We start from the raw sequence: 20,685 nt of genomic DNA on the forward strand, positions 1-20,685 counted from the left end.
CGCCCCTCCCCAGGACCCCCGGAGGACCGCGCCCATGACCCAGAGCCACACCCGAAGTGACACCAGGCCGGACCGCGTGCGCGCCACGCCCGCCGCGCTGGAACTCCTGGCCGAGATCCAGGCGGATCACGGCCCGGTCCTGTTCCATCAGTCCGGCGGCTGCTGCGACGGGTCCTCGCCCATGTGCTATCCGCAGGGCGATTTCATCGTCGGCGAGCGCGACGTGCTGCTGGGCGAGATCGGCGGCGCGCCCTTCTATATCGGCGCGGCGCAGTACGAGGCCTGGAAACACACCGACCTGCTGATCGACGTGGTGCCCGGCCGCGGCGGCATGTTCTCGCTCGACAACGGGCGGGAGAAGCGCTTCCTCGTCCGCTCCTCCTGCGCCATCCCGCCACGGCAGTGCTGACCGGACTGCTCCCGGGCGTTGTGCCGGTGGCCCTGGGGAAAGCTCCGCCTTTCCCCAGACCCCACTCCGCCAGGATCTGCGGGCCCCGGACCCGGTTCGTGGACGCGTATTGACGCCGGATCGCGCCTTGGTGATTCATGCCGTGGCCGGAAGCGCGCTTTCAGTCTTCCGGGCCGGCCACCTCGCCACCCTTCGCGGCGCCGACCTCCCGCGCCACTGCCAGGAGCCGCCGGCGCAGCCAGGCATGCCCGCTATCCGCCTCGAAGCGCCGGTGGAAGATCATCGACAGCCGCGTGTGCTGGATCTCCACCGGCACCGGCCGCAGCACCAGCCCATGCGCCTCCGCCAGACGGTGCGCGAGGCGGGCAGAGAGCGTCATCACCATTTCGGTGCGCGTCAGGATCTCCGGCACCGCCGCCAGATGCGCCACCACCGCCCCCAGGCGGCGGGGATGCCCGGCGGCGCGCAGCGGCTCGTCCAGCGCCCCGTCGCGGGAGCCGTTGGGCGAGTGCAGCAGATGCGGGAAGGCGGTGAAGCGCTCCACCGTCAGATCTCCCTCGCAGAGCGGATGGCCCGGCCGCAGCAGCACGCAGAATTCCTCCGGTAGCAGCCGTAACCGCGTGTAGAGGCTCGGCGGTTCCGGCAGCACGCCGATGGCGATCTGCACGGAGCCCGCTTCCAGCAGCGCCTCGGCATTGGTGCGGTCGCCGTGGCGGATCGCCAGCAGGCAGCCCGGCGCCTCCCGCGCCATCCGTTCCAGCAGCGGCGGCGCCAGGATCGCCTCGGCATATTCGCTCATCGCCACGGGAAAGACCCGCTCGGAGGTGGCAGGCTCGAAGGGCGCCTGCGCCGCCAGGGTCTCGCGCAGCTTCTCCAGCGTCTCGGCCACCGGCCCGGCGAGCGACATGGCCAGCGCTGTCGGCTCCACGCCGCCCGGGGCGCGCAGGAACAGCTCGTCGCCCAGCATCGTCCGCAGGCGCGCCAGGGCGTTGGAGACGGCTGGCTGCGACAGGTTCAGCCGCGCTGCCGCCCGGGTGACATGCCGCTCCCGCGCCACCGCGTCGAAGACACGCAGCAGGTTGAGGTCGAGATTGCAGGGGTCCGCTGTCATGGCACCGGCGAGGTTGGGCGCTCGGTGGCGCCAGGGGAAGGGGGTTGGAAGGGGGATCGGAAGGGGCTGCGGCGGCACCATTCCCGGCCACCACCCGTTCCGCCGCGCGCTCCTCCGGCGTCGCCGCGATCCCGTGCCGGCGCAGCAGGGCGGAGAAACGCGGATCGGCCGTCAGCACCGCGAAGGGCACGGCCAAAGCGAGGCCCAGCAGGAAGGGCAGCCCCCAGAGCAAGGCAGCCAGGGAATGCAGCCCCAGCGCCAGCAGCAGGACGAGGCCCAGAAGCGTATGCGGCCAGAGCTGCCGCAGCGCCTCCCGCACCCGCAGCCCCCGCGCCGCGCGCCGCTGCACCCCCCAGCCGCCCCGGCGCCCGAAGGGCAGGGCGAGCAGCACCATCGCCTTGTTCAGCAGGCTGACCGGATCGAGCAGCGCGGTGAACAGGATCTCCGCCCCCGCGCCCCGCAGCACGGCGCCGCGGCCCCCATAGGGCACGGCCCGCCCTGGCCGGAACAGCAGCTCGGCATAGCCCATCAGCTTCGGCGCGTAGGTGCAGAGCCAGGTCGTCCCCAGCAGCAGAGCCAGGGCCGCCCGGGGCGTCGCCTCGCCGCCGCCGCTCGCGGCATTGCCCACCGCCGCCACGGCCAGCAGCACCCAGAGCGGCGCCCCGGCGAAGAGCAGGATCGCCTGTAGCAACTGCCACCGCCCCATGGCGCGCAGGCCCGGGCGGAACAGCAGGCGCCCGTACTGCATGTTGCCCTCGCCCCAGCGGCCGTCGCGCGCCAGGAAATCCGGCAGGGTGGGCGGGTTGCCCTCCAGGCTGCCTTCCTCCACCGCAGGCAGCGCACCTTCCATCCGGCGGCCTGGAGCTGCACCGCCTCCACCTGGTCGTGCGACAGGATGGCCCGCCCGTCCGGCAGCGGCGCCAGCCGGGCATGGGCGCGGAAGGGTGAGATCCGCAGCACGGCATTGTGCCCCCAATAGGGTCCGTCATCCCCCTGCCACCAGGCCTGCCCCGTGGCCCAGGCCCGCATCCCCGCCCGCATCCCGAACTGGAACAGCCGGGGAAAAGCCGCTTCCGCCGGGCGCCCGACGATCAGCGGCTGCACCACGGCCAGCCGCGGATCAGCCTCCATGCAGCCGACCAGCCGCAGCACCGCCGGGGCGCTCATCCCGGAATCCGCGTCCAGGCAGAGGAAGAGGTCCAGCCCCCCGGCATGGCGGTCCAGGAACTCCATCACGTTCCCGGCCTTGAAGCCCGTGTTCTCCCGCCGCCGCCGGTAATGCGCCCGTCCCGGAAAGCGCCGCGCCAGCGCCGCCACGGCCGCTTCCTCCCGCGCCGCCAGCGCATCGTCGCGCGTGTCGGAGAGCAGCCAGAAGACGAAGCTCCCGCCCACCCCGGCGGCCTCCAGCCCGGCCAGCAGGCGCGCCACCGGCGGCAGCACGTCCTCCACCGGCTCGTCCCGCACGCAGCAGAGGATGCCCGTCCTGAGCCCGGGCGGCGCCAGGGGTCCATAGGCCGGTGCCGCGCGAAGCTGCGGCATCACCGCCGCCGCCGGATCGCGCGACCCCAGCAGCAGGGCACCCCCCAGCAGCCCGTTCGCCGCGCTGAGCGCCGCCCAGGGGATCAGCCCCAGGAAGCAGGCGAAGCCCAGCACCTCCCACCCCGTCCAGCCACCGGGCGCCATCGCGCGCCAGGCCAGCCAGGCCAGCAGCGCCCCGGTCAGGGTACAGAGCAGCCCGAAGCAGGCACGCCGGAATCGGGGGAGGGATCGCAACGCTTCGGACGGCACGCCCCCGCTCATGGAGCAGGACCGCCCCCCTGGCCAGCCGTCATCACGTCCTCCCGCCATGGCGCCTCGTGGCTGGCCGCCGGGGGCAAGGCGCTGCCTCGCCCCCGGGCCCCCACTCCGCCGGGGACCGAAGCCGGTCCCCGGACCCCGGGCTTTCGTTGGCTCCTGTGGCTACCGTTGCTCCATGGCCTGATCCCTGAGAGCAGGTGGATCAGCGGGGCTCCCGGAAAGAAAAACAACACCCTGCCCGCGCTGGTGGCACCGGCAGTCGCCGGAGAGCCAGGCTCTCCGGCGTGATCCGGCCGCAGGAAGTACCAACGGATGGGAGGTCCAGGAAACTCAGTTTCTGGCGGATCAGGGGGGCCGGGGGAAAGGCGGAGCCTTGTCCCCCGGGAAGCGCGACGCCGAATCCGAAGTTCAGCCCTGGCCGAGCGGGTGGTCCAGAAAGAAGCGGAGCATTTCGCGCGAGGCGTCAGGGCCTTTCGGATCGGTGTAGGACCCGTCCGGGGAGCCGCCGGACCAGGCATGGCCGCCGCCATGGACCAGCCACTGTTCCAGCGGGTGCCGGCCGCTGCCGTCGGCGTAGAGCGTGCGGCGCCAGGCATGGCCGTTGGGCACGCGGCCTTCCTCCACCCGCATGCGCCAGTCCACCGGCCGGCTGCGCTGCAACTGCTCGATGATCTGGTCGCCGTTGCGCGGGTTCACCGTGCTGTCGCCATCCGCGTGGAAGACGATGGTGGGCACGAGGCGCGCGCCCGTTCCGGCGGGGGCGGGCAGGTCGGGCGCGCCCTGGCGCATGGCGGACAGGGCCGAGGGCAGGTCGCGCGCCGCGCCACAACCCAGGCCGGAATGCACACCGGCCGCGGCGAAGAGATCCGGGTAGCGTGCGGCCAGGATCGCTGCCGCCGCGCCACCGGCCGAAAGCCCCGCGACATAGACGCGGCGCGGGTCGGCGCCGTCCTCGCGCAGGATCTCGCGCGCCATGCCGGCGATCAGGCCGGGCTCGCCGGAATCGCGTTGCTGGTCGCCGGGGCGGAACCAGTTCCAGCAGCGCTGCATGTTGGCGCTGCCGGACTGGGCCGGATAGGCGACCAGGAAGCCCTTCTCCTCGGCGAGCTGGTTCATGCGGGTGCCGGCGGCGAAGTCCTCCGGCGACTGGGTGCAGCCATGCAGCATCACCACCAGCGGCATGGGCGTCGTGCTGCGGTTGGCGGGGATGTAGAGGCGGTAGGAAAGGCGGCCGCCTTCGCCCTCGAAGCTGCGGGCGAGGAACTGCGCGCCTTCAGGAGGCGGGGGCCGCGGCGCCTCGGGGGCGGACCAGCCGCCCTGAAGCATCTCCGGCAGGCGGCCCGGCAGGTCCGACAGGCCGCGCAGCGCCTCGGGCAGGTTGGAGAGCAGTTGCTTCGCCATGGAGGTGGCATCGGCCAGCCTGCCGGCGCCATCCGGCATCCCGGGCCGGGCTGCACCTGCGGGGGACGGCCCGGGGTCCGGCTGGCCGGGGGTCGCCTCGCCCGTCAGGTGCCGGCGCAGCAGCGCCGTCGCCTCGCTGAGCCGTCCGTCACGCGTGAGGCGCGCGGCCTCGATGATTTCGCGCGGTAGGATCCTGGTCATCTCGGCTGTGTTCTCCTGGCCTGGGCAAGGCGCGGCCGAAGCCGCCGCCTGTCCGGGCGGGGTGGCTGGGAAGGATGTCGTGGAACGGGCGTTCAGCCCATCCGGTCGGCCAGGGCCGCCTTCACGGCGGCGCTGGCCTGGAAGGCGCCGAGCACGGTGACCGACTCGATGGTGGCGCGCGCCAGCTCCGGGGAAACATCCGCGGCGATGCTGGCCAGGCCGACGACATGGAGGCGCAGTCTCTGCCCCGAGGCGCGCAGACCCTCCAGCTCCGCGCGGCCGAGATGGCGCGTCCCCAGGTCGAACTGCTGCCGTGCCACCGATTGCCGGGTGGCCTCGGCATGGCGTTCGAGCTGGTTGCGGATGGCGGTGCGGATGAAGTCCGTCCGGTTGGAATAGAAGCCGTCGCGGACCAGCAGGTCGATATGGCCGAGATCGACGGGGCCGAGATTGATCGTGATCTTCTCCGTCTCGCCGCCGCTGCGCGGCCGCAGGCTGTGGATCTCGGCTGACATCCCGTTACCATCCTCTTACCATCCAACGGGATGGTATCTGGCCCTGCGGCTGGGATCTTCAAGGGGGCTCATGTTGCAGCGCAGCAGGTGGCGCGGGGTTGCGGAGGCTGGCGACATTCTGCCTGGCGGATGCTTCCCAGGATGCCATCCTGGTGCTGCAAATGGCGTCCATGACCGAGCTGACCCAGCGGATCGACCGCCTCCTCGCCGCCCCTGCCGCCACCGCCCCGTCCTTCGCGGCGGATGGCCGGCTGTACTTCCTCAACGACGCCGGAGGATCGGCGCAGGTCTGGGAGATCCCGGCCGGCGGCGGCGAGGCGCGGCCGCGCAGCGCGCACCGCGACCCGGTGGGTTTCGTGGCGGGCAGCCCGGTGGATGGCGGCGCGGTCTTCGGGCGCGACACGGCGGGGGATGAGCGGGTGCAGCTCTATGCCCTGCCGCCGGAAGGGGAGGCGCGGACACTGACGGCGAATCCGAAGGCCATCCATGGCTGGGGCGCCTTCTCGCCGGATGGGCGGCGGATCGCCTGCACCGCCAACAGCCGCCACCCGGCGCATACGGACCCTGTGGTGATCGACCTCGCCAGCGGGGAGGCACGGCGGGTCCATGAGGTCGAGGGGCCGCACGAGCTGCGCGGCTGGACGCCGGATGGGCAGGCGCTGGTGCTGGCCGTGGCGCCGCGGACCTTCGCCGATGATCTCCTGAGGGTGCCGCTCGAGGGCGGGGCGGTGACGGCGCTGGCGCCGCACGAGGGCGACTGGCGGCACCTCTTCCCACGCTGGAAGCGGGATGGCAGCGGCTTCTGGCTGGTGACCGACCGGGGACGGGACTTCCTCGGCGCCGCTTTCATGGAACCGGGCAGTGAACCGCGCTTCCTCTACACGCCCGAGGCGGATCTGGAGGCGATGGAGGTCTCGCCCGACCAGTCCACCCTGGCGGTGGTGGTGAACGAGGGTGGCTGGTCGCGGCTGCTCCTGGTGGATGCCACGAGCGGCGCGGTGCTGGAGGAGCCGGCGCATCCGCGCGGGGTGATCACCAAACTCACCTGGCGCCCGGACGGGCGGGCCGTGGGCTTCGACCTTGCCCGTCCGACCGCGCCCGGGACGATCTGGCTGGCGGAGCGCGGCGGCGCGGCGCGGATGGTCTTCGCCGCCAGCCCGGCGCCGGAAGGGATGCGGGAATGGGAAACCGTGTCCTTTCCGACCTTCGACGGGCGGCAGGTGCCCGCCTTCCTGGCGCTTCCGGCCGGAACGCCGCCGGAGGGGGGATGGCCGGTGCTGCTCTGGGTCCATGGCGGGCCGGAGGGGCAGGCGCGGCCGAACTGGCGGCCGGACCTGCAGACCGTGCTTTCCCTCGGCATCGCGGTGGTGGTGCCGAATGTGCGCGGCAGCACCGGCTATGGCCGCGCCTATGCGGCGCTGGACGACCGGGAGCTGCGGCTGGACAGCGTGCGCGACCTGGCGGCGGCGCATGACTGGATCGGCCGGCAGCCCGGGCTGGATGGGTCGCGTATCGCCATCATGGGGCAGAGCTATGGCGGCTGGATGGTGCTGGCGGCGGTGACGGAATATCCGGAGCTCTGGGCAGCGGGCGTGGACTACTACGGCATCGCGCGCTGGAAGACCTTCTTCGAGCGCACCGGCCCCTGGCGCGTCGGGCACCGCGCGGCGGAATATGGCGATCCGGTGAAGGATGCGGCGCTGCTGGAACGCCTCTCCCCACTGCATCGCGCCGACCGCATCACCTGCCCCATGCTGGTGGCGCAGGGCCTGACCGACCCGCGCGTGCCACCCTATGAGAGCGAGCAGATCGTGGCGGCGCTGAAGGCGCGGGACGTGCCGGTGGAGTATGTGATCTTCCCCGACGAGGGCCACGGCTTCCTCAAGCGCGACAACAAACGGCGCATCTACGGCGCCGTGGCGCGCTTCCTGCGCGAGCATCTGCGGGCCTGAGCGGAGCGGTCTCCGGAGGAAAGCCGCCGCCTTTCCTCCGGCCTCGCCCTACCCTGGCATCGCGCTTGCTGGCAGCCTGCTTCATTCGGGCGGAACCGAAGGGAGACCGGGCAATGGAATGGTGGCGAAGAAGCCTTCTGGCGGGGGCGGCGGTTCTCGCCTCGGCACTGGCGGTGCCTGCGGCGCCGGTGCGGGCGAAGACGATCAACGCCGTGCTGGAGGCGGAGATCGTCACGCTCGATCCGCACTTCATCGGTGCCTATATCACGCGCACCTTCGGCTACATGGTGTTCGACACGCTCTTCGCGCCGGACGGCAAGGGCAACATCCAGCCGCAGATGGTGCGGTCCTGGACCGTCTCCGATGACAGGCTGACCTGGGACTTCACGCTGCGCGACGGGCTGAACTTCCATGACGGCGCGCCGGTCACGGGCGAGGATGCCGTCGCCTCGCTGAAGCGCTGGGGCACGCGCAGCGCGCTGGGCGGGCGGCTGCTGAAGGTGGCGGCCTCGCTGGAGGCCACGGGGCCGAAGAGCTTCCGCCTCGTGCTGCGGGAGCCCTATGGCCTCGTGCTCGACACGCTGGGTACGACATCCAGCCCGACACCCTTCATCATGCCCGCGCGCATCGCGGCGAACACGCCCGGCAGCACGCAGGTGACGGAGATCGTTGGCTCCGGCCCCTTCGTCTACAGCAAGGCGGACCACCGGCCGGGCGACCGGATGCTGCTGCGGAAGAACCCGGACTACGTGCCGCGTGCGGAGCCACCGGATTTCCTGGCGGGCGGGCATGTGGTGAAGGTCGATGCGCTGGATATCCGCGTGGTGCCCGATGGCGCGACGGCGGCGGCCGCCCTGCAGCAGGGCGAGATCGACTACATGCAATACGCGCCCTTCGACCTGCTGCCGGTGATGGAGAAGGACCGGCAGATCAAGGTTCTGGACTTCACCGGCCCGCATATGTTCACCGGGCACTACCGCATCAATACCGCCTCCAGGCCCTTCGACGACCCGGCGGTCCGCCGCGTGCTGCTGCGGCTGGTGGACCAGAAGGAGGTGATCGCGGGGCTGGGGCTCGACAGCCGCTACGGGCAGAGCTGCGATGCCTTCTTCATCTGCGGCTCGACCAACGAGACGCATGCCGGCACGGAGTTGCTGAAGGACCCGTCGATCGAGGCCGCCGCCAAGGCGCTGAAGGAGACGAAATACGACGGCACGCCGGTCGTGGTGATGATCGCCAGCGACCTGGAGGCGCCGCGCGTGGCCTCGCAGATCCTGGCGGACCGGCTGGCGCGGGCGGGCTTCAAGGTGGATGCGCAGATGACGGACTGGGCGACTCTGCTCGCCCGCCGCACGCAGCGCACGGGCTGGAGCGTCTATGGCGTGCATGCGCTGGGCCTCGACCTCTCCTCGCCGCTGACCAATTCGGTGATCAACTTCAACTGCACGGATTCCGCCACGGCGGGCTTCATGTGCGACCAGCGGATGGTGCCGCTCTTCGACGAATTCGCCCGCGCCCCGACGCGCGAGGCGCAGCGCGAGGTGGCGGGAAAGATCCAGGCCATCGTCTACGAGCAGGGGCTGGGCATACCCTTCGGCCAGTTCGCGCAGCCCGCGGCCTACCGCGCCAACCTGACCGGCGTGATCCCCTCCGCCATCCCGCTCTTCTGGAACATCGGGAAGAACTGACATGTACGACGTGATCGTGGTGGGCGCCGGCTCGGCCGGCGCCCCGGTGGCCGCCCGGCTGTCCGAGGATTCGCACCGCAGGGTGCTGCTGCTGGAGGCGGGGCGCGACTGGCGCTCCGCCGAGGCGCCGCACGAGCTGCGCAGCGCCAACATCATCCCCTTCATGCACGACCCCGCCTATCAGGCGAAATGGCAGTGGCCGGGGCTGATGACGCGCCGGACCCGGGCGCAGGAGCCGAAATTCTACTGGCGCGGCAAGGCGCTGGGCGGCTCCTCCACGGTGAACGCGCAGATCGCCATCCGCGGCGTGCCGCAGGCCTTCGACGGCTGGGCCGAGGCGGGCTGCGAGGGCTGGGCGGCGGAGGATGTGCTGCCCCTCTTCGACCGGATCGAGGACGATGCCGAGACCGGCACGGCGCCAGGCGTCCGGCGCGGTGGGCCGCTGCCCGTCTATCGCGCGCCCTTCGACCAGTGGGGCAAGGTGGACCTGGCGCTGCGCGATGCCGGGCTGGCCGAGGGCTATCCCTGGAAGGCCGACCTGAACGCGCCGACCGGCGAGGGCATCTCCTGCAACCCGATCAACAGCCGCGACGGCCGGCGCGTCACCACCAATGACGGCTATCTGGAGCCGGCGCGCGGGCGGCCGAACCTGGAGATCCGTGGCGAGGCGCTGGTGGATAAGGTGCTCTTCGAGGGCAGCCGCGCCGTCGGCGTCCGGGTGCGCTTCGGCGGCGGGGCCTGGGAGGAGATCCGGGCGAAGGAGATCGTGCTCTGCGCCGGCGCGATCCACAGCCCCGCCATCCTGATGCGTTCCGGCATCGGTCCGGCGGCGAAGCTGGCGGCGCTGGGCATTCCCGTGCTGTCCGACCAGCCGGCGGTGGGGCGGAACCTGATGGACCACCCGATCCTGCGCGCCACGCTGAAGCTGAAGCCGGAGCACCGCGCCCATGGCGTGGATGCCCGCCACACCAACTGCTGCCTGACCTACAGCAGCAACCTCGGCGGTGGCGGCGAGCGCGACATGATCATGATCGCCTACAACCATCGCGGCGCGATCACGCCGGAGCCGGGACCCGAGGGCGCCATCGGCGTGGCGCTCTACGACGCCTATTCGCGCGGCTCGCTGGAGCTGGTCTCGGCCGATCCGGACGCCCATCCGGTGGTGGAGGAGAACATGCTCGACCACCCCGACGACCGGCTGCGGCTGCGCGACGCGGTGCGGCGCCTGGCGCGGATCACCCGGCAGGCCGCCGTGGCGGATCTCTGCGACGCCATCACCTTCGGCGAAAGCCCGCTGACGGTGGAACAGGCCGCCGCCCTGCCCGACGAGGAGCTGGACGCGCTGATGCTGCGGGAGGCAGGCGACATCCAGCACGCCGCCGGCACCTGCAAGATGGTGGCCTATGAGGAGCCGCGCGGCGTGGTGAACCCGGACCTGACGGTGAAGGGCGTGACCGGCCTGCGCGTCGCCGATGCCTCGATCATGCCGACCGACTGCCGCGCGAACCTGCACTTCACCTGCGTCATGATCGGCGAGAACCTCGCCCGCCGCATGCGGGCGGAGGGCTGAAGGTTCCGGCCGGGGCCAGAGGGGCTCTGCCCCTCTGGGCACCCCGCCCAGGGACGTTGGTCCCTGGGAACCCTGTGAGCGCTCCGCGAGGAGGGGGATGTCAGGCCGGTCGCCAAGTGGTGCAACGGCGGTCGAAGCCCCTCCCCGCGGAGCGCTCATGGCGGGGTCTCGGGGGCACACTGTGCCCCTGAGCAAAGGGTCCGGGAGGCAGAGCCTCCCGGTTCCCAGGCTTGATCCTTGAAGCCTACTCCGCCGGTGCGGTGGAGGCGCGTTCCAGGGCGCGGTTGTGGCCCAGGACGAGGATCAGGACGATGGACATGAGCGGCAGGGCGGCCAGGAAGAGCAGGCCGTAGTAATCGGCGCCGGTGCGGTCCTTGATGATGCCGAAGACCTGCGGGCCGAAATAGCCGCCGAGATTGCCCACCGAGTTGATCCAGGCGATGCCGGCCGCGGCGGCGGTGCCGCTGAGCACGGCGGTCGGCAGCGTCCAGAAGATCGGCAGGGCGGAGAAGATGCCGAAGCTCGCCAGCGCCAGCGCCAGGATCTTCAACGTCAGGTCCGGCGTGCTGGCGGCCAGGATGAGGCCCAGGGTGACGCAGACCGCGGCGAAGATCGTGCTCCACTTCCGGTCGCCGGTGCGGTCGGAGAAATAGCCCCAGAGGACCATGCTGATGGCGCCCACCGCATAGGGGAAGGCGTTCAGGAAGCCGAGCTGGACGTTGGAGATCTCGCCCACCGCCTTGAGGATCTGCGGCTGGAAGAAGCCCAGCGCGTAGAGCGGCGAGACCAGGCCCAGATAGATCAGCCCATAGCCCAGCACGCGCGGGTTCAGCAGGGTCTGCCACCACTCCATGCGGTGGACGGATTCCCGCGTCTGCTGCTCGGCGCGGAGCTGGCGGTCCAGCCACTCCTTCTCGTCCGGCTCCAGCCACTTCGCCTCGGAGGGGCGGTCCGTCAGGTACCAGAGCACGCCGCCGGTCAGCAGCAGGGCGGGGATGGCCTCGATGATGAACATCCACTGCCAGCCATGCAGGCCCCAGATCCCGTCCATGTTCAGCAGATAGCCCGAGATGGGCGAGCCGATGGCGGAGGAGAAGGGGATGGCGAACATGAACCAGCCGATGATCCGCCCGCGATAGGCCGAGGGGAACCAGAGCGTCAGGTAGAAGATCACGCCCGGGAAGAAGCCGGCCTCGGCGGCGCCGAGCAGGACGCGGACGATGTTGAAGCTGGTCTCGCCGGTCACGAAGGCCTGGGCGCCCGACAGCAGGCCCCAGGTGAACATGATGCGGGCGATCCACATCCGGGCCCCGAAGCGGTTCAGGGCGAGGTTGCTCGGCACCTCGAAGATGAAATAGGCCAGGAAGAAGATGCCCGCCGCCGTGCCGAAGGCGGTGGCGGACAGGCCCAGATCGGCCCGCATCGCGGGGCCGGCGAAGCCGACATTCACGCGGTCCAGATAGGAGACGAAGTAGCAGAGGATCAGGAAGGGGATGAGCCGCCAGGCCACCTTCCGGATCGTCCGTTGCTCGACGGATTCCATGCGTTTCCTCCAATGCCCCCGGGACAGGCGGGAGAGGCGCTCTCGGGGGCGCTTGGGGCGGACGCTACCAGCCGCCGCGGGGAACGGAAAGCGGGGCCTCGCGGCGGCTACTCCATCACCATCGCATGGTCGTCGGCGGGGGCGGCCGAGGCGCGCGGCGGACGCAGCAGCAGGAGCAGCGGCATGACCGCGAGCGACAGCACCATCAGCAGCTTGAAGTCGTCGATATAGGCGATCAGCGTGGCCTGCTGCGTCACCAGCGCATCGAGCGCGGCGCGGCCGTCCAGCGTCGTCGGATCGAGCGTGGCGCGCAGGGCGGGGTTCCGCAGCACGTCGTTGAAGGCGGTGACGGCGCGGCCGATCTCCTCGTGGTTCTGCTGCGTGTTCTGGCTGATCAGCGCGGTGACGAGGGAGATGCCCACCGCCGAGCCGATGTTGCGGGACAGGTTGTAGAGGCCGGTTCCCTCCGGCCGGGAGGCGGCGGGCAGGGTCGAGAAGGTCACGGTGGTCAGCGGCACGAAGAGGAAGCCCAGCCCGGCGCCCTGGACGAAGCCCGTGGAAACGATGGTCCATTGCGAGACATCGGCGGTCCAGCCGGTCATGTCGTACATGGCCCAGGCGGTGAGGCCGAGGCCGGTCGCCAGCAGAAGCCGCGTGTCCACCCGCCCGATCAGCCGTCCCACGGCGAACATGCAGACCATGGTGCCCACGCCGCGCGGCCCCATGACGATGCCGGCGGTGACCACGGGATAGCCCATGAGCGTCTGCAGATAGGGCGTCATCAGCGCCAGCGAGGCGAGATAGGTGATGCCGACGACGAAGATGAAGAGCAGGCCGACGCAGAAGTTCCGGTCGAGGAAGAGGCGCGGGTTGACGAAGGAATTGCCGCGTGCCGTGAAGGTGTGCACGAGGAAGACGTAGAAGGCCGCCGCGGCGATGGTCATCTCGATGATGATCTCGCCCGAGCTGAACCAGTTGAGCTGCTCCCCACGGTCGAGCGCGAGCTGGAGGGCGCCGATGGCGATGCTGAGCGAGCCGAAGCCCAGCCAGTCCAGCCGCGCCGCGCGGTTCACCGGCGTCTCCTGCACGAAGGCGGAGATGCCGAGGAAGGCCAGGGCGCCGAGCGGCACGTTGATGTAGAAGACCCAGCGCCAGGACAGGTTGTCGGTCAGCCAGCCACCGATCACCGGCCCCAGCACCGGCCCCACCATCACCGAGACGCCGAACAGCGCCATGGCGGAGCCGCGCTCCTCCGGCGTGTAGATGTCGAGCAGGATGGACTGGGAGAGCGGCACCAGAGCCGCGCCGAAGAAACCTTGCAGAAGCCGGAAGCCCACGATCTGCACCAGCGACTGCGCCAGGCCGCAGAGCACCGAGGCGGCGACGAAGCCCGCCACCGAGGCCAGCAGCACGCGCTTGCGCCCGAAGCGGCCGGCGAGCCATCCCGAGGGTGGCGTCATGATCGCCGCCGCCACGATATAGGAGGTGAGCACCCAGTTGATCTGGTCCGCGCTCGCCGCCACGCTGCCCTGGATATAGGGCAGCGCCACATTAGCGATGGTGGTGTCCAGCGCCTGCATGATCACGGCCAGGATCACGCAGGCGGTGATGGCGCCGCGATTGGCGACGGCGGCCATGGTGCTAGCGGCTGGCCGAGGCGGCGAGCGCGGTGCCCGGCGCCGGGGCGAGCAGGTTCTGCACGAAGGCCGGCAGGCCGCGCGGCTTGCCCGTATCGACGTCGATGACCGCGCTCATCCCCGCGCGGAGCTGCGGCTTGCCCTCCAGGTCGTCGATGCGCACGCGCATTGGGATGCGCTGCACCACCTTCACCCAGTTGCCGCTGCTGTTCTGCGCCGGCAGCAGGCTGAAGCTGCTGGAGGAGGCGGGATTGATGCTGTCCACCCGGCCGTGCCACTCGACGCCGGGATAGGTGTCGATCGTCACCGTCACCACCTGGCCAGGCACCACGTTGGTCAGCTCCGTCTCCTTCGGGTCGGCATCGACCCAGAGATGGTCCGCGGCGACGATGCTGAAGGCGGGCGTGGCGGCGGCGAGGTACTGGCCGGGCTGCAGCGAGGGGACATTCGTCACCGTCCCGTCCAGGGGCGCGCGCACGATGGTATGGGCGAGCTGCCGCGCCGCCTCGTCCCGCTCGGCCACCGCCTCCAGGTAGCGGGGGTGCCGCTCCAGCGCGATGTCGGGATCACCGGCGAGGTTGGCGACGATGCCGGCAAGCTGCTGGTTCAGGGAGGCGACCTTCTGCCGCGCATATTGCAGGTTGCGCCGCGCCTGGTCGAACGCGGCCTCCGAGGCGAAGTTCCGCGCCACGAGCTGGCGCTGGCGGTCCTGCTCCCGGCTGTAGAAATCCACATCGACCTGGGCCTGGGCGATCTGCGCCTGCATGTCGCGGTAGCTGGCTTTCAGCGCGGCGATGTCGTTGGTGACGATGCCGATCTGCGCTTCCGCCTTGGCGAGCGCGTAGCGGAAGGGTGCGTCATCCAGGGTGAAGAGCAGGTCGCCGGCCTTCACGGGCTGGTTCTGCCGCACGGCGATCTGCTTCACGATGCCGGAGACGTCGGTGGAAACGCCCAGCATGTCCGCCCGGACATAGGCATTCTCGGTGGACATCACCCGCCCGCCGGTGACGTAGAGATAGCCGCCCGCGACCAGCGCGACCGGCAGCAGCAGGAACAGGAAGGGCCGCAGCCAGCGCCGCTTCGGCCGCGCCGGTGCCTGCGCGAGGTGGGCCGGGGCCTGGGGCGGCGCGGCCGGTCGCGGCGGCTGGGCTGGCGCGGTGGGGCCGGTCTGGCCGCTGTCCCGATCTCTGGCTGTGGTCAGGCTCATGGGTTTCCTCGGTCGCTGCCTTAGGCCCGGCGGTGCTGCGGGGTGTTTTCGGGTGTGCGGTCCTCGGACGGGGCCGCTTCGGGCGGCCGCTCGCAGGCCGCGATCAGGTTCTTCCGCATCAGGGACAGCGAGCGCAGCAGCACGGCGCGCTCCTCGTCGCCCAGCCCGGCCAACGCCTCCTGCCGGGTGCGGTCGCCGATCTCGTGCATGCGGGCGACGATGGGATGGGCGGCGGGCGTCAGGTAGAGCTGCCAGGCGCGGCGGTCCGAGGGGTTGCGGCGGCGCTCGATCAGGCCCTGCGCCTGCAGGCGGTCCAGCAGCCGGGCCAGGGTGATCGGCTCCACCTCCAGCTGGTCTGCCAGCTGGTTCTGCTGGAGCCCCTCCCCACGGCTCAGCCAGGCCAGGGCCTGCCATTGCGCACGGGTCAGTTCCAGGCCGCTGGAGCGGGCATTCTGCTCGAAACGCCGCCGCAGGAAGCGGGCGACGTCATTCAGCACGAAGCCGAGTGTGGGTTGGGGATCAGGCATCGGGAGGATGTTTAGTATGCTTTGCTTATTATAATGAAATGAAATCAAATTCAGGCAGCCATGCCGAAAAGGCGTGGACCTCAGGCGAGGCCATCCAGGCCCCACGCGTGAACAGGGTTTCGGGACACGGCTCCAGCCACCAGGCGGCGACGGTCGGACCCGCTGCAAGAAGCCTCGCCAAGAGTGGCTCACGGCCCATTCCGACCTGTCGTGGCGGCTCTCTGGAAGGCTGCGTGCCCTCCGGAAGAGTGTGCACCGGTCACGAAGGCACTTGCGACATCTCGTACGGATCGCCTGCCCGGACTGAGGGAAATCCCTCATTCCCGTACGCCAGAGGATACCTATCTTCACATCGGTCGAGGAGAAACGAGATGAGCATTCTACCCCTTAGCAAGAAGCCGCAGCCCGACGCAGCCGAGTTCAACGCCTTCTTCCCGTCTCCTTTCTCGCTGAAACAGTTCACCAGCCCGAAGAGCGATCTGGAGGGTGCCGACTATCCCCACCCCTATCGCGGCACGCGCCGTATCCTGGTGATCGGCACCGATGAGCGGTATCTGAAGACTGAGAACGGCACGCTGTTCTCGACCGGCAACCATCCGGTCGAGACGCTCGTGCCAATGTACCACCTGCACAAGGCAGGTTTCGAGTTCGATATCGCCACTGTGTCCGGCAACCCGGTGAAGTTCGAGTTCTGGGCGATGCCCAAGGAGGACGAGGCGATCACCGGCCTGCACCGCGCCTATCTCGAACAGTTCCAGAAGCCGTTGAAGCTCTCCGATGTGGTCGCCGGTCTTGGCCCGGACAGCGACTATGCCGCCGTGTTCATCCCCGGTGGGCATGGCCCTTTGGCCGGCCTGCCATTCAGCGAGGATATCGCCTCGGTGATCCGCTGGGCCTTCGACACCGACCGGCACATCGTCTCGATCTGCCACGGCCCCGCGGCTTTCCTCGCCTGCGCGAAGGACGATGCCGGGGACTTCCCCTTCGCGGGTTACTCGATCACGGCCTTCCCGGATGCGGCCGACCGCATGACCCCCGATATCGGCTACATGCCGGGACAACTCACTTGGCATTTCGGCGAGAAGCTGAAGGCGCTCGGCGTCACCATCCTCAACACCGAGCCGGATGACTCGACGCACAAGGACCGCAAGGTGCTGACCGGCGCCAGTCCATTTGCCGCCAATGCGCTCGGCAAGCTCGCAGCCGAGACGCTGCTGGCCGAGGTCGCCGAGGGCTGACGATGGACCGGCCGGGGCTGGCCGCGACGGTCGTCACGATCGAGCGGAGCGCGGACATGGACGCGCTCCGCGGAGCCGTCCGCGCCTTTGCCGGCCCCCTGGGATATGACCGCTTCGTCCTCTACGCCGCGCCGCCCGCCGACGACGGCTTCGGCGTAGAGCTGTTCTGGCTGGAAGGCGACTGGTTCGGCGAAGGGGGCAAGGTCGATCCCAGGACCTATCTGGCACGTTGCCCGGTCAATCGGCACGTGCTGGAAACCCATCATCCCTTCTTCTGGACGAAGACGGGCGGGCCGGGCCACGAAGCCTATCGGCTCGTCCGCCAGCCGCGTGGCCCGGGCATCCATGGGCTCCAGGTTCCGGTATTCGGCCATGCCGGGCTGATCGGCGCGATGAGTTTCGGCGGCACTTCAATCAGCAGTACGGTCGAGACCCGGCTGGCCCTGACGCTGGTCGCAGCCGCCGCCTTCCACACCGCCCAGCACCTCGCCAGCCCGAACGGGCGCGTCTCCACGCCGCGCCTGTCCGAACGCGAGCGAGAGGTGATCCGCTGGGTCGCTTCCGGCCGCCGCCAGGCCGATATCGCGCTGCTTCTGGGCCTGTCCGAGCGCACCGTCGAGAATCACCTGCGCCGTATCCGCAAGCGCCTTGGCGCGACCAGCACGGCGCAAGCCGTGCATCTCATGATTCGCGCCGGCGATCTGGAAGCGTGATACGTCGCCGGCGAAATTGACAGGCCCCAACGGCTTCGCAGGCCGATGCAGGCGTTTCGCTGGAGGCCAGGGAAGCCACTGCCGCCCTGGATGACGGGCCGGAAACCTCTGGCCCGCCCCGTCGGGTGTCCGATCCCGTCAGGCGTCCACCCCGTCGCTGCTGCTGTTGCCGCCTATCAGTCCCCGGCGCCGGGCCCAGGCGCCGTAGAGGCGCGGGCCGAGCAGGGCGAAGGCGGCGATGATCAGCAGCGCCAGCGAGATCGGGCGGGTGAGGAAGACCGTCCAGTCGCCCTGGCTGATGGTCAGCGCCTGCCGCATCGCCTGTTCCGCCATCGGGCCCAGGATCATGCCGATGACCACGGGCGCGGTGGGGAAGTCGAAGCGGCGCATGAACATCCCGATCACCCCGATCACGTAGAGCAGGATCAGGTCGGTCACGCTGTTGCTGATGCCGTAGGTGCCGATCGTGGCGAAGACCAGGATGCCGGCATAGAGCTGCGGCGTCGGGATGGTGAGGATGCGCGCCCAGAGCCCGACCAGCGGCAGGTTCAGCACCACCAGCATGACGTTGGCGATGTAGAGCGAGGCGATCAGCGTCCAGACCAGCTCGGGCTGGGAGGTGAAGAGCAGCGGCCCGGGCTGGATGCCATAGGACTGGAAGGCATTGAGCATGATCGCCGCCGTGGCCGAGGTCGGCAGGCCGAGGGTGAGCATGGGCACCAGGATACCGGCGGCGGCGGCGTTGTTGGCGGCCTCCGGCCCGGCCACGCCCTCGATGGCGCCGGTGGTGCCGAATTCCTTCTCGAATTCCGGCTTCACCATCCGGCGCTCGGCGTAATAGCTCAGCATGGTCGGCATCTCGGTGCCGCCCGCCGGCATGACGCCGAAGGGAAAGCCCAGCGCCGAGCCGCGGATCCAGGGCCAGAAGGAACGCTTCCAGTCCGTGCGGCTCATCCACAGGCGGCCGACGGGGCGGACCACCTGCTTGCCTTCCACATGCCGCCAGGCGAGGTAGAGCGTCTCCCCCACCGCGAAAAGCGCCACGGCGACGAGCACCACGTCGATGCCGTCCAGCAGGTCGATCATGCCGAAGGTCATGCGCGGCTGGCCGGTCTGCAGGTCCACTCCGACGAGGCCCAGCATCAGCCCGAAGGCGAGCGAGGTGAGGCCGCGCAGCGCGGAGCCGCCGAGCACGGCGGAGACGGTGACGAAGCAGAGCACCATCAGGCAGAAATACTCGGCCGGGCCGAGCTTGAGCGCCAGTTCCACCAGGATCGGGCCGAGGAAGGAGATGCCCAGCGTGCCGACCGTGCCGGCGATGAAGGAGCCGACCGCCGCCGTCACCAGCGCCGGGCCGGCGCGGCCGTTGCGGGCCATCTTGGCGCCTTCCAGCGCGGTGATGATCGAGCCGCTCTCGCCCGGCGTGTTCAGCAGGATGGAGGTGGTGGAGCCGCCATACATCGCGCCGTAGAAGACGCCGCAGAACAGGATGAAGGCGCCGGTGGCCGAGACCTTGAAGGTGATCGGCAACAGCAGCGCGATGGTGAGCGCCGGGCCGATGCCCGGCAGCACGCCGACGGCGGTGCCGAGGAAGCAGCCGAGCAGCGCCCAGCCGAGATTGGCCGGCGACAGCGCGTTGCCGAAGCCGAGCGAGAGGCCCGCGAAGGTGTCCATGGGCTCAGAGGATCCCTTCCAGCACGCCGGCGCCGATGTTCACGCCGAGGAGGTGGCTGAAGGCGAGATAGGCGACGAGCGTGACCGCGGCGCCGATCAGCAGGTCGCGCAGCGGATGGCGCGAGCCGAAGGCGGCGCAGACCAGCACGTAGAGGATGGTGGAGGCGATGACGAAGCCGAGCCATTCGATCAGCGCGACCTGCACGAGGAGAGCCGCCGCCATCAGCCCGAGCGAACGCCAGTTGACCGGCGGCGCGTCCTGCATCTCCTCCAGCGCGTGGCTCCAGCCGCCGCGCAGGGCGGAGACGCAGAGGCCGGTGCCGAGGCCGAGCAGCAGCAAGGCCACCAGCCAGGGGACCAGCGCGGCGCTGACCTCCGCATAGACGGGGGTGGGCGGGATGACGAGGGCCTGCCAGACCGTCAGCAGGCCCAGCCCCACCACCCCGAGCCCGACCAGCAGGTCGGGCCGGGAGCTGCGGTTCATGCGGCGAGCCCGAGGTCCCTGAGGACGGATTCGGTGGTCTTCGTGTCCTCCGCCAGGAAGGTCTCGAAGGCCTTGCCGGCGAGGAAGTCGTCGTCCCAGCCGCGCGTCTCCAGCAGTTGCTTCCAGGCCGGCAGGCCGTGCAGGGCGGTGACGAAGCGGATCAGCGTCTCGTGCCCGTCGGGCTTCAGCCCCGGCGGGCCGAAGACGCCGCGCCAGTTGGTGGCCACCACGTCGAGCCCGCTTTCCTTCAGCGTGGGCACGCCGGGATCGACCCGCTTCTCGCCCGAGGTGGCCAGCGCCCGCAGCCGTCCGGCCTTCACCTGCTCGGAGAACTCGGCCCAGCCGGAGATGCCGGCCTTCACCTGCCCGCCCAGGATGGCCGCCATGGCCGGGCCGCCGCCGGCGAAGGCGACGAAGTTCGCATCCTTGGCCGAGCGGCCCATGGCCTTGATGAGCTGGCCCAGCACGATGTGGTCGGTGCCCCCGGCGCTGCCGCCCGCCACCGGCACGGCGCGCGGATCGGCCTTCAGCGCGGCGGCGAACTGCCCGATATCCTTGTAGGCGCTGTCGGCGGGCACCACGATGGCGGCGGCCTCGGCGGTCAGCCGGGCGATCGGGGTCACGTCCTTGAGGCTGTAGGGCGATTTGTTGCTGATCGCCGCGCCCACCATGATGCTGCCGCCGACCAGCAGGCTGTCCGGCTTGTTACGGCGCTGTGAGATGAAGCGGGGCAGGCCGACCATGCCGCCGGCGCCGCCGACATTCTCGAACTGGAAGGTTTCCACCAGCCCGCCCTCGCGCGCCACCTGCTCGATGGCGCGGCCGAGGCCGTCCCAGCCGCCGCCGGGATTGGCCGGGATGAACATGTGCAGGCTGCGCAGGATCGGTGCCGCCAGGGCGTGGCGGGGCAGGCCGGCGAGCAGCGCGGCCCCCGCGGTGGGCGCCAGCAGGGAGGAGAGCAGGAGGCTGCGACGGAGCACGATGGCGTTCCCTATTGTTGTCGTGTTGTGACGCCAGC

General features: G+C 70.4%; 17 protein-coding genes. 6 read left to right on the forward strand and 11 right to left on the reverse strand.

Translation table 11 applies throughout. The features are described from left to right. Nucleotides 1-34 precede the first annotated feature (34 nt). Nucleotides 35-409: a DUF779 domain-containing protein gene (locus MVG78_RS05000; RefSeq protein WP_247558764.1), complete on the forward strand. Its 375-nt coding sequence runs from the start codon at nucleotides 35-37 to the stop codon at nucleotides 407-409. A 160-nt stretch (nucleotides 410-569) separates the two neighbouring features. Here the strand turns inward: MVG78_RS05000 and MVG78_RS05005 are convergent, their stop codons facing one another. The 4 genes from MVG78_RS05005 to MVG78_RS05020 all read right to left on the reverse strand — a co-directional run bounded on the left by MVG78_RS05005 (nucleotide 570) and on the right by MVG78_RS05020 (nucleotide 5,434). Further along, on the reverse strand, nucleotides 570-1,520 hold the full coding sequence (locus MVG78_RS05005) for a LysR family transcriptional regulator (protein WP_247558766.1): 951 nt from the start codon (nucleotides 1,518-1,520) through the stop codon (nucleotides 570-572). A 528-nt stretch (nucleotides 1,521-2,048) separates the two neighbouring features. Next, nucleotides 2,049-3,308 (reverse strand): glycosyltransferase, encoded by a 1,260-nt coding sequence (locus MVG78_RS05010; RefSeq protein ID WP_247558768.1) that lies wholly within the window; start codon nucleotides 3,306-3,308, stop codon nucleotides 2,049-2,051. A gap of 417 nt (nucleotides 3,309-3,725) precedes the next feature. Continuing rightward, nucleotides 3,726-4,919, reverse strand: a complete 1,194-nt coding sequence (locus MVG78_RS05015; RefSeq protein ID WP_247558770.1) for an extracellular catalytic domain type 1 short-chain-length polyhydroxyalkanoate depolymerase — start codon at nucleotides 4,917-4,919, stop codon at nucleotides 3,726-3,728. A gap of 92 nt (nucleotides 4,920-5,011) precedes the next feature. Next, the gene (locus tag MVG78_RS05020) at nucleotides 5,012-5,434 is read right to left on the reverse strand and encodes a CopG family transcriptional regulator (RefSeq protein ID WP_247558772.1); all 423 of its coding nucleotides are present in this window, start codon (nucleotides 5,432-5,434) and stop codon (nucleotides 5,012-5,014) included. A gap of 170 nt (nucleotides 5,435-5,604) precedes the next feature. On the opposite strand from MVG78_RS05020, the gene MVG78_RS05025 reads away from it, so the two are divergent. From MVG78_RS05025 to MVG78_RS05035, 3 genes are all read left to right on the forward strand, one after another. Continuing rightward, nucleotides 5,605-7,386 carry a S9 family peptidase gene (locus tag MVG78_RS05025; RefSeq protein ID WP_247558773.1) on the forward strand — a complete coding sequence of 594 codons (1,782 nt, stop codon included), beginning with the start codon at nucleotides 5,605-5,607 and terminating at the stop codon, nucleotides 7,384-7,386. A 113-nt stretch (nucleotides 7,387-7,499) separates the two neighbouring features. After that, the gene (locus MVG78_RS05030; RefSeq protein WP_247558775.1) at nucleotides 7,500-9,074 is read left to right on the forward strand and encodes an ABC transporter substrate-binding protein; all 1,575 of its coding nucleotides are present in this window, start codon (nucleotides 7,500-7,502) and stop codon (nucleotides 9,072-9,074) included. A gap of 1 nt (nucleotide 9,075) precedes the next feature. After that, complete coding sequence (locus MVG78_RS05035) at nucleotides 9,076-10,644, forward strand: GMC family oxidoreductase (protein WP_247558777.1); 1,569 nt, start codon at nucleotides 9,076-9,078, stop codon at nucleotides 10,642-10,644. Between the two features lie 244 nt (nucleotides 10,645-10,888). On the opposite strand, the gene MVG78_RS05040 is transcribed toward MVG78_RS05035, so the two are convergent. From MVG78_RS05040 to MVG78_RS05055, 4 genes are all read right to left on the reverse strand, one after another. After that, nucleotides 10,889-12,187: an MFS transporter gene (locus MVG78_RS05040; protein ID WP_247558779.1), complete on the reverse strand. Its 1,299-nt coding sequence runs from the start codon at nucleotides 12,185-12,187 to the stop codon at nucleotides 10,889-10,891. Between the two features lie 107 nt (nucleotides 12,188-12,294). After that, entirely contained in the window at nucleotides 12,295-13,824 is a 1,530-nt protein-coding gene (locus MVG78_RS05045; RefSeq protein ID WP_247558781.1) for a DHA2 family efflux MFS transporter permease subunit, read from the reverse strand. A gap of 4 nt (nucleotides 13,825-13,828) precedes the next feature. Beyond that, complete coding sequence (locus MVG78_RS05050) at nucleotides 13,829-15,031, reverse strand: HlyD family secretion protein (protein ID WP_247558783.1); 1,203 nt, start codon at nucleotides 15,029-15,031, stop codon at nucleotides 13,829-13,831. A 20-nt stretch (nucleotides 15,032-15,051) separates the two neighbouring features. Then, nucleotides 15,052-15,558, reverse strand: a complete 507-nt coding sequence (locus MVG78_RS05055; RefSeq protein ID WP_247558785.1) for a MarR family winged helix-turn-helix transcriptional regulator — start codon at nucleotides 15,556-15,558, stop codon at nucleotides 15,052-15,054. 371 nt (nucleotides 15,559-15,929) lie between these two features. Here MVG78_RS05055 and hchA point away from each other — a divergent pair, with 371 nt between their 5' ends. Both hchA and MVG78_RS05065 read left to right on the forward strand, forming a co-directional pair. After that, on the forward strand, nucleotides 15,930-16,796 hold the full coding sequence (hchA, locus tag MVG78_RS05060) for a glyoxalase III HchA (protein ID WP_247558787.1): 867 nt from the start codon (nucleotides 15,930-15,932) through the stop codon (nucleotides 16,794-16,796). A gap of 56 nt (nucleotides 16,797-16,852) precedes the next feature. Further along, nucleotides 16,853-17,509, forward strand: coding sequence for a PA1136 family autoinducer-binding transcriptional regulator (locus MVG78_RS05065; RefSeq protein ID WP_247558789.1), 657 nt, complete (start codon nucleotides 16,853-16,855; stop codon nucleotides 17,507-17,509). A gap of 138 nt (nucleotides 17,510-17,647) precedes the next feature. On the opposite strand, the gene MVG78_RS05070 is transcribed toward MVG78_RS05065, so the two are convergent. From MVG78_RS05070 to MVG78_RS05080, 3 genes are read right to left on the reverse strand one after another with little or no spacing between them, the layout of a single operon-like run. Then, entirely contained in the window at nucleotides 17,648-19,183 is a 1,536-nt protein-coding gene (locus tag MVG78_RS05070; RefSeq protein WP_247558790.1) for a tripartite tricarboxylate transporter permease, read from the reverse strand. 4 nt (nucleotides 19,184-19,187) lie between these two features. Next, on the reverse strand, nucleotides 19,188-19,667 hold the full coding sequence (locus tag MVG78_RS05075; RefSeq protein ID WP_247558792.1) for a tripartite tricarboxylate transporter TctB family protein: 480 nt from the start codon (nucleotides 19,665-19,667) through the stop codon (nucleotides 19,188-19,190). Further along, the gene (locus MVG78_RS05080) at nucleotides 19,664-20,647 is read right to left on the reverse strand and encodes a Bug family tripartite tricarboxylate transporter substrate binding protein (protein ID WP_247558794.1); all 984 of its coding nucleotides are present in this window, start codon (nucleotides 20,645-20,647) and stop codon (nucleotides 19,664-19,666) included. Before MVG78_RS05080 ends, MVG78_RS05075 begins: the two co-directional genes overlap by 4 nt. Nucleotides 20,648-20,685 lie beyond the last annotated feature (38 nt).

It is taken from the genome of Roseomonas gilardii subsp. gilardii, assembly GCF_023078375.1.
Lineage (GTDB): Bacteria > Pseudomonadota > Alphaproteobacteria > Acetobacterales > Acetobacteraceae > Roseomonas > Roseomonas gilardii.